Below are 13,244 nucleotides of genomic sequence, written 5' to 3' on the forward strand. Positions count from 1 at the left end.
GCTAGTTGGCCTCTTGGTTTAAACGTACACCAGCAGCAAACCAATCACCACGAGCATTAAGAATGTCTGCCACATCTAGTGGCTTTTTGTTAGGTAATTGCATGGTTTCGATGATTAACGATCCTTCAGCCGTTGCAACTTCTATACCTTGCTTAGTGGCAGAAATAACTGTACCTGGTGGGTGAGAGCATGCTTGGGCGTTGTATTTTGCCTGCCATACTTTGATGACACTTTGTTGGTGTTCAAAGTAGCTCACAGGCCAAGGGTTAAACGCTCTAATTTCTTGCCACAGTTGCTTGGCACTTTTATGCCAATCAAGACGGGCCTCTTCTTTGGAGAGTTTTTCGGCGTAGTTTGCTTGGGCTTCATCTTGCTTTTCAGCTTGTAGATTGCCTTCACTTAACCCTGTTAGTGCTTCTATCAATGCTTCTGGGCCTTGCTTAGCGAGTTTTTCGTAAAGGCTCGCTGAGGTGTCGCTTTCCTCGATAGGTAAGTGTGTTTTAAGCAGCATATCACCGGTATCAAGACCCACATCCATTTGCATTATGGTGACGCCAGTTTCGTTGTCGCCAGCCCATAATGCACGTTGAATGGGTGCTGCTCCACGCCAACGAGGTAATATTGAACCGTGTACATTGATGCAGCCTAATCTAGGTGTATCGAGTACTATCTTTGGTAGGATTAAGCCGTATGCCACCACGACCATGATGTCAGCTTGCAAGTTTGCTAATTCTTGTTGTGCTGCTTCGTTACGCAATGATATGGGTTGAAAAACGGCAATGTTTTGCTCTTCAGCCAGTAGTTTAACGGGGCTTGCTGTCAGCTTTTTCCCCCGACCAGCGGGTCTATCTGGTTGGGAGTAAACGGCTACCACCTCATGTGGTGAGTCAATAAGCGCCTGCAAGTGTCTGGCGGCAAAATCCGGTGTACCGGCAAAGATAATTTTTAACGGTTTCAAATCGTTTCCTATTTAGCGGCTAAACGCGCTTCTTTTTCAAGCTTGGTTTTTATACGTTGGCGTTTAAGTGGCGACAAGTAATCAACAAATAGCTTACCCTTGAGGTGATCCATTTCGTGTTGAATGCAAATAGCAAACAGTTCGTCGGCTTCAACGGTAAATTCTTTGCCGTGACGGTCGAGCGCCTTTAACGTGATAAATTCAGCGCGATCCACTTTGGCATAGATACCTGGAACGGATAAACAACCTTCTTCATTTGCAAAATCACCACTGCTCTTAACAATCTGTGGGTTGATGAAAACGGTTGGGCGCTCAACGTCATCTTGGAGATCCATTACGATGAGTTGTTTGTGGAAATCGACTTGCGTGGCCGCAAGGCCAATGCCTTTTTCCTCGTACATTGTTTCTAACATGTTATCTATTTGGGTTTGTAATTCTGGACCAAAATCTGTCACTGGCTCAGCAATTGTGCGTAAACGCTCATCTGGAAATCGTAAAACATTTAATATTGGCATATATAAACTCTTAACAAGTCTGTCAAATTTCAGCCAGTTAGCTATACTGGCTGTTGCGATTAGGGTAATTTTAATCCTTAGCGCTTATCAATAACAGTAAAAAGCTCTAATAAAGAGCTAAACAACATGGACTGCACCATGAAACGCTTACTTTTACTTGCTTTTTTATCTTTAAATATATTTGGTGTTAACGCTGATACGTTAACGCTAAAAGCTGGGCATCCTGAAACGTACGTCGTTAAAAAAGGTGATACGTTGTGGGATATCTCCGGATATTTTTTAAATGATCCATGGCGTTGGCCTAAGTTGTGGGGTGTTAATCCGCAAATCGCTAATCCACATTTAATTTATCCCGGCGATAGACTGACATTAGTCTTTATCGATGGTCAACCTCGATTAATGGTAAAACAGCACGTTAAAAAAAGTCCTGAAGGGCGCATAGCCTCGAAAGATGGCCCAATTCCAGCTGTCGACTTGGCACTGATACAGCCTTATTTAACACAAAATCGGGTGGTTGATCCTGCTGCATTTGCAGCGTTGCCTATGGTGATGAGTGGTGAGAGCCCATCAATCCATCATGTTGTTAGCGATATTATTTACGTTAACGCGAAGCTTGAGCCTGGACTTAAGGTGGCAATGTACCAAACTGGGCGAGAGTTTTTTTCGCTTGAGCGAGATACCTTATTAGGTCAAGAAATGATTTTAGCCTCTAGCGGCCGGGTCATTGAGTCTGGACCAATATCAAAAGTTGAGCTGTTAAGTAGCCTACGTGAAACTAAAGGCGGCTTTAAAGTTGCGCCAGTAGAAGACGAAGCCTTGATGTCGGCCTATTTTGTTCCTAAAGCGGCGGAAATTGGTTTGCCTGCTGCCATAATTGCGATTAATGGTAATATTCGTGAAGCGGGTAAATTAGACGTGGTTTATCTTGACCGTGGTAGTGACGACGGTGTTGAAACGGGTCATGTGTTTTCGATGTTTCGTGATGGTGAAGATATCACGATTGATAATGATGGTATGCCGGTTCGTACGCTAGACCGTTCTACTTATGACAAAGTGCTTTCTCATTTTGCTGAAGACACGATTCATAAAATGCCTGATATATTTCATGGTAATTTATTAGTGTTTAAAGTCTTTGATAAAACAAGTTTAGGTTTAATTATGTTTAATGAGCGCCCAGTTCGGGTTGGCGATAAATTAGTGAAACCTGAACCGCTAACTCTCACAGGTGAATAATCGCTGATAAACTGGTTGATTGGTTAGTTGTTTGTGCAGTATCTGGGTTAGGACCCACTCGGATTCAACAATTATTAACGCAGATGGACGTTGAAGAGCTTCGTCAACGTCTTGAGTTTGAACCACAAAGTTTGCCCTTATCGGCAAATCTATTAGCGAAATGCCAAATCAATTTTGATAAAGTTGATTTGGCATTAACCTGGCAAGAATCGCAACCTCATCATTATATTTTAACGCCTTCAGATCCGCTTTACCCTCCATTATTACAGCAAATACCAGATGCTCCATTTGTGTTGTTCTTAAAAGGAAATGTTGAATCCTTAGTGTTGCCAAGTATCGCCATCGTGGGGAGCCGAAATGCGTCTCGTGGAGGGTTGGATATGGCTGCAGATCTCGCTTATAACCTAGCAAAACAAGGTTTTGCAATTACCAGCGGTATGGCCAGTGGTATTGACGGGGCGGCGCATAAGGCGACGTTGGCTGCCAGTGGCACGACTTTAGCTGTTTTAGGCACTGGGGTTGAACGTGTATACCCTAAACGACATCAACATTTGTACCATGATATTGTTAACTCAGGCTGTGTGATTAGTGAGTATTGGCCAGATATAGGGCCGTATGCGGGTAATTTTCCTAAGCGTAATCGTATTGTGAGCGGCCTAAGTTTAGGTACTGTTGTCGTTGAGGCAAGTCGAAAAAGCGGTTCGTTAATCAGTGCCCGGTTAGCAATGGAGCAAAACCGCGAGGTGTTTGCTGTGCCAGGTTCTGTTTTAGGGGGATATAGCCAGGGGTGTCATGATTTAATTAAAAATGGTGCAAAACTTGTTGAGACTGCTGCCGATATAATAGAAGAGTTAGGTTGTTTATCGGAATATCACCTTGAACAATTGCATCAAAGGCACCATATACAGGATAATGACATTTGTGATTTGCCATTTTCCTCACTGTTAGCTAGTGTAGGATATGAAACCACTTCAATTGATGCTGTGGTTGAGGATAGTGGGAAGCCAATAGATCTGGTGTTAATACAAATGCTTGAACTTGAATTACAAGGGTGGGTTGCAGCAGTGCCCGGTGGTTACGTCAGACTAAAGAGGAGTTAGCCATGTTTGATATCCTCATGTATTTATTTGAAAATTATGTTCATAGTGAAATTGAACTGCTAGTTGATGAAGATGAGCTTACTAAAGAGTTAACTCGGGCTGGCTTTCATCAGGTAGATATTATTAAAGCCCTTTCTTGGTTAGAGCACTTAGCTGATCTACAAGAAAGCGATAAACCATACTTGTGCAATCATGCGCAGCATTCATTCCGTATTTATACCAAGGCGGAAATGGCTAAGTTAGATGTAGAGTGCCGTGGATTTTTATTGTTCTTAGAGCAAATTCAAGTACTCAGCGTTGAAACCCGTGAAATGGTCATTGATCGTGTTATGGAGTTAGACGAGCCTACATTGGTATTAGAAGATCTCAAATGGGTGGTATTAATGGTACTATTCAATGTACCAGGTAATGAGTCAGCCTATGAGCAAATGGAAGATTTAATCTTCGAGCAGCCAGAAGGGCGCTTACACTCATAATAAAAGGAGGCCTAGCCTCCTTTTTTAGATCTATTGATTATTCATTGAGAGTACCATGTCTAAAATTGATCAACAGTTGTTTACTGTCCACGAGCATGCACTGGAGAAAGAGTTTGAACTTTGTCCTGTTTGTGGTTCTGAACTGTCGGTTAAACACAGTAAACATGGCAGTTTTGTTGGATGCAATAATTATCCCGTTTGCGACTACACTAGACCGTTAGTGCAGCATGAATCGATTGAAACACAGATAATAAGCGGCTCCGAGTGTCCGCAATGTGGCCATGAGTTGGCAGTAAAATCTGGTCGGTTTGGTATTTTTATTGGGTGTACTCATTATCCTGAATGCACTCATATAGAAAAACATGATCACAGCGGTGATGCTGAGCAAATTATTTGTCCGCAATGCAGTAAAGGCCACCTTGAATCTCGAACCAGTCGCTATGGCAAGACATTTTATGCTTGCAGTGCCTACCCTAAATGCAAGTTTATCGTAAACTACCCACCTTATAATGAAGCTTGTCCTAGTTGCGGGTTTGGTATTTTAGTTGAGCGTAAAAATGCCGCAGGTAGCCGCCTTGAATGCCCGCAAAAATCCTGTAAATATAAGCGAGCAAAGTAATTTGTTATTACCACTCTTAAATTGATGAAAGGAAATCTAATGTTGCAATTGCAGCCATCGGCTGTTTCAACCACCATAGAGCAAGGTGGTGTTATAGCTTACCCAACAGAAGCGGTTTTTGGTTTGGGGTGTGATCCTGATAACGATAAGGCTATTGAAAAGTTATTGGCGGTTAAACAGCGTCCTTGGCAAAAGGGTCTTATTTTAGTGGCCAGTTCGTTTGAGCAATTATTACCTTATCTTGATGTGCATCAATTGACTGAGTCTCAACTGCAATTTACTCACTCTAAATGGCCTGGCCCCTTTACCTTTGTGATGCCAATAAAGCCACATGTTTCTAAGTTGCTGTCTGGTGAGTTCGACTCAATTGCAGTTAGAGTATCTGCTCACCCTGTGGTGCGTGAGTTATGTGACACACTGAATAAACCATTAGTATCAACCAGTGCCAATTTAGCCGGAGAACCCCCGGTTGTTGATGCACAACATATCATCACTGATTTTAGCGATAAAATAGATGCGTTAATTCTAGGTCAACTTGGTGAGCAACGTCAGCCATCGACCATTATTGATGCTCGCAGTGGCCAAATTCTTCGAAGTGGAAGTTAACTATATGTCCAATACCCAATCAAAGGTGCCAGATGCACAACAGGTTAAGTCGTTTCTGTTGGCTTTACAGCAAGATATTTGTAATAGATTAGAGCAGCTTGATGGTAAAGCAAGCTTTAAGGCGGACTCCTGGACGCGCGAAGAAGGTGGCGGTGGTACAAGCCGTGTGATGACTCAAGGGCTGGTTTTCGAACAAGCTGGGGTTAACTTTTCGCATGTGATGGGTTCAGCAATGCCTGCATCTGCTACTGCACATCGCCCTGAGCTGGCCGGACGCAGTTTTGAGGCGATGGGGGTGTCTTTAGTTATCCATCCAAACAATCCATACATACCCACAACGCATGCTAACGTACGCTTTTTTATTGCCCGTAAAGACGGTGCCGATCCTGTTTGGTGGTTCGGTGGTGGGTTTGACTTAACACCTTATTATCCGTTTAAAGAAGATGTGATTAGTTGGCATCAAACCGCTAAAGATATTTGCGACCCATTTGGTGAAGATGTATATCCAAAGTATAAAAAATGGTGTGATGAATACTTCTTTTTGCCGCACCGTAATGAAACTCGTGGTGTTGGTGGGTTATTTTTTGATGATTTAAATCAGCCAGGTTTTGAGCGTAGTTTTGCGTTTATGCAAGCGGTAGGTAATGGGTTTATTGAAGCTTATGCGCCAATTGTTGAGCGAAATAAAGCATTAGAATATGGTGACGATGAGCGCCAATTTCAGCTTTACCGTCGTGGTCGTTATGTTGAGTTTAACTTGGTTTATGACCGTGGCACCTTATTTGGGTTACAAACAGGTGGCCGCACAGAGTCAATCTTAATGTCTATGCCGCCACTAGTTCGCTGGGAATATGCTTTTATGCCAGAAGAGGGCACGCCAGAGGCTGAATTGTACGATGTCTATCTCAAGCCTCAAGACTGGTTGGCACAGGCTTAAATCGTAGTTGTATTGCGTTAGATATTATCGATTACGCATGTTGTCAGCCAATGTTGAAATAGCCTGAATAATCACCTGTTGATGTTCAGGCTTTTTTATGGAGTTGGTTATTGCTGCGCGCATGCAGATTAACCATTGATCACGCATAGATTCATCAATAGCAAAAGGCATGTGTCTTGCTCGTAGTGCTGGGTGGCCGTGCTTTTGTTGATACAACTGTGGTCCGCCAAGCCAACCACTCAAAAACTCATATAACTTTTGCTCAGAGTCTGCAATTGGCGCTCGGTGTATTGCTAATAAAGCCTGAGTTTCGGGGCGAGTTTGCATTTGTTGATAAAAATCATGAGCAATTGCTCTGATGACTTTATCTCCACCAATGATATCGTAGGCGTTTGATTGAGTCGTGTCTCTGTCATCTATATCTTGTTGTTTAGCGAATAATTTACGTAACCAGTGCATAGTGTTTGTCATTGGGGTTATGGATATTTTATCAAACCGATTATTGCATAAGAGTGTTTTATTATTAACGTTTTGATACCAATTAATTAACGATTACGCTGTATTTCAGCCGCTAACTTGGGGTAGATTGGGCGCAAAATAAGAAAGGAGAACTCAATCAATGGTAAAACTTACACCTTCTTTGGTTGCTGTTGCACTATGTGTTGCGCTGTCAGGTTGCAACCCTGCTGAACAACAAGATCCGCAAGTTGTCATCAACACCAACCCATACCCAAGTACCTACCATGCGTTACCTAATGTCACAACGTTACTTAAAAATGCCATCGTATTAACGGGCACAGGTGAGCGTATTGATGATGCTGATTTGTTGATAAAGGACGGTAAAATTAGTGCTGTTGGTCAACAACTTTCTGAAGAGAGTGCGGTGGTTATCGACGCGAAAGGCAAGTGGATTACGCCTGGGATTATCGATGTGCATTCACATTTAGGTGTTTATCCAAGCCCCAATGCTGAATCTCATAATGACGGCAATGAAATGACAAACCCTGTTACAGCAGAGGTTTGGGCTGAACACAGTGTATGGCCGCAAGACCCAGGCTTTAACCGCGCTCGAGAGGGTGGTATTACCACATTACAAATTTTGCCAGGCTCAGCCAATCTTATTGGTGGTCGTGGGGTTACGTTAAAAAACATTCCGGCTACAACCATGCAAGCGATGAAATTTCCACAGGCGCCTTATGGGTTAAAAATGGCTTGTGGCGAGAATCCTAAAAACTTGTATGGAGGGCGTAACGAATTACCCATGACACGAATGGGTAACATGGCCGGTTATCGAACAGCATTTATTCAGGCCAGTGAATACAAGCGTGCTTGGGATAAATACAATGCCGATTACGCCGCAGGTAAAAACCCAGTAGCCCCAGAGCGTGACTTAATGAAAGATACTCTAAAAGGTGTGTTAGAGGGTGACATTCTGATCCATAACCACTGCTACAAAGCAGAAGAGATGGCAATGATGATCGATCTTGGTAAAGAGTTTGGTTATCACGCGGGGACATTCCACCATGCCGTTGAAGCATATAAAGTGGCAGATTTATTAGCTGAAAATGGCAATTGTGCCGCTATGTGGCCTGATTGGTGGGGCTTTAAATTAGAGGCCTATGATATGGTGCTTGAAAATGTCGCAATGGTCGATGCGGTTAAAAATTCATGCGCCATTGTGCACTCTGATTCCGGCGTGACTATTCAACGTCTCAATCAAGAAACCGCCAAAATTATGCATGCGGCAAACGACAATGGCTTTGAGATAACAGAACAACATGCGATTGGTTGGATTACCTCAAATGCGGCCAAATCATTAGGCATAAGTGATAAAACTGGATCGCTTGAAGTGGGTAAAAATGCAGATGTAGTCATTTGGAACTCAAACCCGTTTAGCGTTTACGCCCAAGCTGAAAAAGTGTTTATTGATGGCGCCAAAGTTTTTGACCGCAACGATGCCGCCTATCAAGCACAAAGTGACTTTATGTTAGGTCAACAATAAGAAGGAGCAAGACAATGACGCTATTTAACAAATCTTTACTTGCTTTAAGTTTATCGGCCGGAATGTTATTGAGTTGTGCTGTAAAAGCCGAAAGCGTTGCCATCATTAATGCCACTGTTCACACTGCAACAGAGCAAGGCGTATTAAACCAAGCAACCGTGGTATTCGAAAACGGTATTATTTCAGCAATCAATCCACAAAATATGCCATTTGACCGTGTCGTTGATGCTAACGGCGCAACCTTGACGCCAGGCTTTATTGCCGCGATGAATGATATGGGTTTAGTTGAGGTTGGTGCCGTGGCAACATCTCGAGATGCCAGCGATAAAGAAGCCGATATTATCTTTGACCCAAGCCTTGCCTTTAACCCTAAAGCTACTACCATCCCGTTTGCGCGTAAGGGGGGAATAACCCGTAACATCGTTACATCAGGTGGTGGAGAGAGTGTATTTGCTGGAGAAACATTTGTTGTCGATTTAACTGGTGATTTTGATAGCGTACTGGCTACCAATACAGGGTTATTTGTCCAGTTAGGCGCAGCTGATGAAGGCTCTCGAGCTATTGGTATGCAACAACTAATCCATAAATTAGACGATGTAAAAAAAGGATTATTTCAAGACAAAAAAGCTAAAGATAAAGACGATGAGGTGAGCCGTGAGGATACCGTCATTGCGTCGGTTTTAGCAGGCAAAAAACCATTGATTGTCGCAGTTGACCGTGCAAGCGATATCTTGCATGTGGTTAACCTTAAGCAAAAATTTGACATAGATGTTGTCATCGTAAATGGTGCAGATGCTGTTTTGGTCGCAGAGCAATTGGCAAAGGCAAATATTCCGGTTGTGATTGATGCTATGCGTAATCTTCCAGAAAGCTTTGATGCACTTCATAACTCACTTGATAATGCCGCTAAACTGGTAAAGTCGGGGGTAAAAGTGGCTATTGCCTTACCAGGCGACAGCCATGGCGTTTATGCATTGCGATACAGTGCCGGTAATGCAGTAGCTAATGGTATGGATTATAACGATGCCCTTGCTGCGATAACGTCTAACATTGCAGATATTTTTCATCTAGAGGGTGGACGTATTGCCGTAGGTCAACCTGCTGACTTAGTATTATGGAGCGGTGATCCTTTTGAATACAGTTCTAAAGTTCAGATGATGTGGATTGCAGGCGATGAACAGGGCTTACAAAGTCGTCAAGATGCGTTGCGAGATCGTTATTTGAAAAAAACAGCAATGCCTGCCGCGTATCGCTAGACGTAATTAATATAAATGAAGAGAGTTTTGATGACCGATAAATATGCTGTATTTGGTAACCCTATCGCGCAAAGTAAGTCGCCATTTATTCATAGTGAGTTTGCTTTGCAGACAAAACAAGATATGAGCTATGAAGCCATTTTAGCGCCAGCTGATCAATTCTCTTCTTCATTAACTGAGTTTTTTGCAAGCGGCGGAAAAGGAGCAAACGTCACCGCGCCTTTTAAAGAGCAAGCGTTTGCGATGTGTGATGAGCTAAGTGAAATGGCCAAACTAGCTGGCGCAGTCAACACGCTATTTAATTTACCCAACGGCAAAATTGGCGGTGATAACACTGATGGTATCGGTTTGGTCACTGATTTAGAAATGCTGTTTGGTTCATTAAAAGGTAAACGTGTTTTGCTGGTGGGCGCAGGTGGTGCCGCTAGAGGCTGTATCTTACCAATATTGCAGCAGAATGTGGCGCAATTAGTTATCTGTAATCGCACTCACGAGAAAGCCGAGCAACTACAAAAGCTGTTTAATGAGTACGGTAACTTTTTTGCAAAACCTATTAGTCAACTTAGTTCACCATTCGATTTGGTTATAAACTCAACATCAGCAGGTTTATCAGGGCAGCTTATTTCTTTGCCCGACACAATTGTCGATGAAACTACCGATTGCTATGACATGACATATAGTCAGCAAACTACAATGTTTAATCAATGGGCTCAGGACCACAATGCGCGCAAAACAGCAGATGGCCTAGGCATGTTAGTTGGTCAAGCTGCTGAAAGTTTTAGCTTGTGGCGTGGAGTAATGCCAGACAAAGGCCCTGTAATGACTAAGCTTAGGGCGTTATTGAATCAAACGGCAGCAGTGTAATGAATCAAAGTATTATTTTTACCGATCAATTATTTATCGAAAAGAGCAGAGTAAAGTTTATTGCCCAGCAACAGGGAGTCAATATCAATTGTTTTGTTAGCTTTGGTGTTATTGGTCAGTTATGTGGGCAGCAAGCTGTTAATCAGCTCAATGCTGCTGATGCATTTGAGCAATGTCGGTTCGATTTAGAAGAAAAAGCAGAAGAGTTAATAGAACAAGAACTGTTTAATGATGATGGTGATATTGTACTTTAATTCTTCTTTTATTCATTGCAATCGCCTTTTTTAAAGCGTTTTTGTTGATACATATTATTGTCTGCCATTTTAAACGCGCTTTGCCAATTTTGCTGATATTGTGCAATACCATAGCTAAACTGAATGGCTGGCGTTAACTGACTTAACTCTTGCTGTAATCGCTTTATTTGCTCTTCTAAAGTCTCCACTGGCCCGCGACATAAAGCAACAAACTCATCTCCACCATAGCGAGCAACCAAAAAATCAGGATGCCACATCGATTTTAAAGACATTGCTAGGGTTTTTAATGCGGCATCACCAGTTTGATGACCATGCAAATCATTCAATGGTTTTAAATTATCCATATCAAGAATGACAATATAGCTGGGTAAGTTTGGGGTGTGTTGCCACTGTAAAATTGCAGCATCAAACATTTTACGGTTATACAGATCTGTTAAACCATCATAGTTAGCCATGATTTCGATTTTTTTAGACTTTTGATACAAGGAGATCGCATTTGCAGCTTCAGATGTGAGTATATTAACCAGATTAATATCATATTCACCAAATGCTTCCATCTTACTGCTGTCTAAATTCATCATGCCATAAAGTTCACCATCAATTCTTATGGGGCTCGATAAAGTAGAGCAAATGGGTTTTGTCGAAGCATTGAGCAAAACAAACTGTTCATCATCAGTTAAGGTGCTTTGGGCATTAATGTTGCGCATGTTATTTATAACAACAGCTCTATCAAAACGGCCTTTAGTTAATCGATATAAAAACGTTTCTTCTAGAGTGAAGTTAATAGTACGTAGTGTTTCAATATTTAAACCAACTACAGACTCAAACTGTAATCTGTTAGCAAAATTATCAACGAGTATAATGCTGCCCATTTCTGCATCGTCAACAGCATTAACGGCTTTTAGTAATAATGCATCCAAAAAGGTTTTTTCAGAATCATACTGGCTTGATAAATTGACTAATTCATACGTTGTATCATTAATTCTAACCACCTGTTCAAGATGCTGCCATAAGCGTGACATATTTTGTTTGTGTACATAATAGGTAACCGCATAACTTGTAACATAGCCGATGCTAATTAATAGCAAATACAAGTAGGCATTTTCTGCTTCAACAAAAACAAAAGTCACAATACTTATAAGTAGTAACGGGATAATTAGCAATAATAGGTGCTGCTTTATATCAATATGCACATTGGGTGTATGTCGCTTTTTGTTGTTCCAGCGCACTTAAATCATCCTTGTTAAAAATCATCTGTACAAATTACAAACATCGCGGCAATTGAACATGATTGGGCTTGTTCAGCTTAAATGTAGACTAAATAAAAGGTGTTGGCTAAATAAGCAACTACTAAAATAAATTATCAATCCGAGATTTCAATAATATAAAGTCATTTAGCTTAATCAAGTAAAAATATCATAGTTTGAGAGGAGGTAACCTAATTTGACGCAGTAAAAGTGAAATGGGCGTAAACACATTGCCCATTTCGATAAGGCAATTAACTCGATTGCTGTAAATCAACCAAGTATTCATTTTTTAAGCGCACATAATTATCAGCGGATTGCGGTAAAAAAGCTCGTTCAGCATCCGTAAGAGGTCTTGCTTGTTTACAAGGGCTACCTACGTATAAAAAACCACTTTGTAAAACCTTGTTGGGTGGTACCAAAGATCCCGCTCCAACAATGACATCATCTTCTACTATTGCACCATCAAGTAAGATAGCGCCCATGCCAATCAAGACTCGGTTCCCAATTTGGCAGCCATGTAGCATTGCCTTATGACCAATAGTAACATCATCACCTATAATAAGTGGGTGCCCATCAGGATTAGAAGGTGATTTACGTGTGACATGCAATATACTGCCGTCTTGAACATTACTCCGTTTACCAATACGGATCTTATTAACATCTCCACGTGCGGCAACCAAAGGCCACACACTCGCGTCATGATCCAATTTTATGTCACCGACAAGTACAGCTGACTCATCAACATAGACGTTATCAGCTAAACTCGGGTGTATCCCTTGGTAAGTTCTTACATTAGTAGACATAACAATCCTTATATATTCATGGTTTGTGACAGTATAATGCTTAAAAACTAGCTGGTCAGGCTAAATTATCCGCAAACAAGCCCAAAATGACAAATAACTATTAAAAAGCGCTTGCACAAAAGTTTTGGCTCCCTATAATGCGCAACCACTGACACGGCAAGCGGCTCACGCCAATGAAGAGTCAGCCTGAAGGTTCAAAATGAAATCTTCAGCGCGAAAAGAAAGTTTGAAAAAACACTTGACGCGAAGATGGGAAAGCGTAGAATACGCAGCCCAAGCCAACGACCTAGCGTCAACGGCCACTAAGCGAAAGATTGATTCTTTTGGTATTAGTAACGCTCTTTAACAATTTAAACAAGAAATCTGTGTGGACA

15 protein-coding genes are annotated in these 13,244 nt (G+C 41.8%); 10 read left to right on the forward strand and 5 right to left on the reverse strand.

From position 1 onward, the window contains the following. Position 1 precedes the first annotated feature (1 nt). Entirely contained in the window at positions 2-958 is a 957-nt protein-coding gene (gene fmt / locus K8B83_RS02295) for a methionyl-tRNA formyltransferase (protein WP_188739987.1), read from the reverse strand. An 8-nt stretch (positions 959-966) separates the two neighbouring features. Beyond that, positions 967-1,473 (reverse strand): peptide deformylase, encoded by a 507-nt coding sequence (gene def, locus K8B83_RS02300; protein ID WP_223419139.1) that lies wholly within the window; start codon positions 1,471-1,473, stop codon positions 967-969. A gap of 126 nt (positions 1,474-1,599) precedes the next feature. On the opposite strand from def, the gene K8B83_RS02305 reads away from it, so the two are divergent. The 6 genes from K8B83_RS02305 (at position 1,600) to hemF (ending at position 6,444) form a co-directional block, all read left to right on the forward strand. Then, positions 1,600-2,706: a LysM peptidoglycan-binding domain-containing protein gene (locus K8B83_RS02305; RefSeq protein ID WP_188739988.1), complete on the forward strand. Its 1,107-nt coding sequence runs from the start codon at positions 1,600-1,602 to the stop codon at positions 2,704-2,706. An 83-nt stretch (positions 2,707-2,789) separates the two neighbouring features. After that, complete coding sequence (dprA, locus tag K8B83_RS02310) at positions 2,790-3,806, forward strand: DNA-processing protein DprA (RefSeq protein ID WP_188739989.1); 1,017 nt, start codon at positions 2,790-2,792, stop codon at positions 3,804-3,806. A gap of 2 nt (positions 3,807-3,808) precedes the next feature. Continuing rightward, complete coding sequence (locus K8B83_RS02315; protein ID WP_101033474.1) at positions 3,809-4,282, forward strand: DUF494 family protein; 474 nt, start codon at positions 3,809-3,811, stop codon at positions 4,280-4,282. Between the two features lie 55 nt (positions 4,283-4,337). Continuing rightward, on the forward strand, positions 4,338-4,901 hold the full coding sequence (locus tag K8B83_RS02320; protein WP_188739990.1) for a DNA topoisomerase family protein: 564 nt from the start codon (positions 4,338-4,340) through the stop codon (positions 4,899-4,901). 39 nt (positions 4,902-4,940) lie between these two features. Beyond that, complete coding sequence (locus K8B83_RS02325) at positions 4,941-5,507, forward strand: L-threonylcarbamoyladenylate synthase (RefSeq protein WP_188739991.1); 567 nt, start codon at positions 4,941-4,943, stop codon at positions 5,505-5,507. 4 nt (positions 5,508-5,511) lie between these two features. Then, complete coding sequence (gene hemF, locus K8B83_RS02330; protein ID WP_188740003.1) at positions 5,512-6,444, forward strand: oxygen-dependent coproporphyrinogen oxidase; 933 nt, start codon at positions 5,512-5,514, stop codon at positions 6,442-6,444. Between the two features lie 24 nt (positions 6,445-6,468). Here the strand turns inward: hemF and K8B83_RS02335 are convergent, their stop codons facing one another. Continuing rightward, positions 6,469-6,903 carry a group II truncated hemoglobin gene (locus K8B83_RS02335; protein ID WP_188739992.1) on the reverse strand — a complete coding sequence of 145 codons (435 nt, stop codon included), beginning with the start codon at positions 6,901-6,903 and terminating at the stop codon, positions 6,469-6,471. A gap of 160 nt (positions 6,904-7,063) precedes the next feature. Between K8B83_RS02335 and K8B83_RS02340 the strand changes: the two genes are divergently transcribed. From K8B83_RS02340 to K8B83_RS02355, 4 genes are read left to right on the forward strand one after another with little or no spacing between them, the layout of a single operon-like run. Further along, positions 7,064-8,446: an amidohydrolase gene (locus K8B83_RS02340; RefSeq protein ID WP_188739993.1), complete on the forward strand. Its 1,383-nt coding sequence runs from the start codon at positions 7,064-7,066 to the stop codon at positions 8,444-8,446. Positions 8,447-8,460: 14 nt separating this feature from the next. Further along, on the forward strand, positions 8,461-9,702 hold the full coding sequence (locus K8B83_RS02345; RefSeq protein ID WP_188739994.1) for an amidohydrolase family protein: 1,242 nt from the start codon (positions 8,461-8,463) through the stop codon (positions 9,700-9,702). A gap of 30 nt (positions 9,703-9,732) precedes the next feature. Continuing rightward, positions 9,733-10,566: a shikimate dehydrogenase gene (gene aroE, locus K8B83_RS02350; protein WP_188739995.1), complete on the forward strand. Its 834-nt coding sequence runs from the start codon at positions 9,733-9,735 to the stop codon at positions 10,564-10,566. Beyond that, positions 10,566-10,820 (forward strand): DUF1488 family protein, encoded by a 255-nt coding sequence (locus K8B83_RS02355; protein WP_188739996.1) that lies wholly within the window; start codon positions 10,566-10,568, stop codon positions 10,818-10,820. The genes aroE and K8B83_RS02355 overlap by 1 nt, the downstream gene beginning before the upstream one ends. Positions 10,821-10,828: 8 nt before the next feature. On the opposite strand, the gene K8B83_RS02360 is transcribed toward K8B83_RS02355, so the two are convergent. Both K8B83_RS02360 and K8B83_RS02365 read right to left on the reverse strand, forming a co-directional pair. Then, positions 10,829-12,049, reverse strand: coding sequence for a sensor domain-containing diguanylate cyclase (locus K8B83_RS02360; RefSeq protein WP_223419141.1), 1,221 nt, complete (start codon positions 12,047-12,049; stop codon positions 10,829-10,831). Positions 12,050-12,318: 269 nt separating this feature from the next. Next, complete coding sequence (locus K8B83_RS02365; RefSeq protein WP_188739997.1) at positions 12,319-12,870, reverse strand: gamma carbonic anhydrase family protein; 552 nt, start codon at positions 12,868-12,870, stop codon at positions 12,319-12,321. Positions 12,871-13,244: the final 374 nt, after the last annotated feature.

Origin of the sequence: Shewanella inventionis, assembly GCF_019931735.1 — a bacterium.
In the GTDB taxonomy this organism is placed as follows: Bacteria; Pseudomonadota; Gammaproteobacteria; order Enterobacterales; family Shewanellaceae; genus Shewanella; species Shewanella inventionis.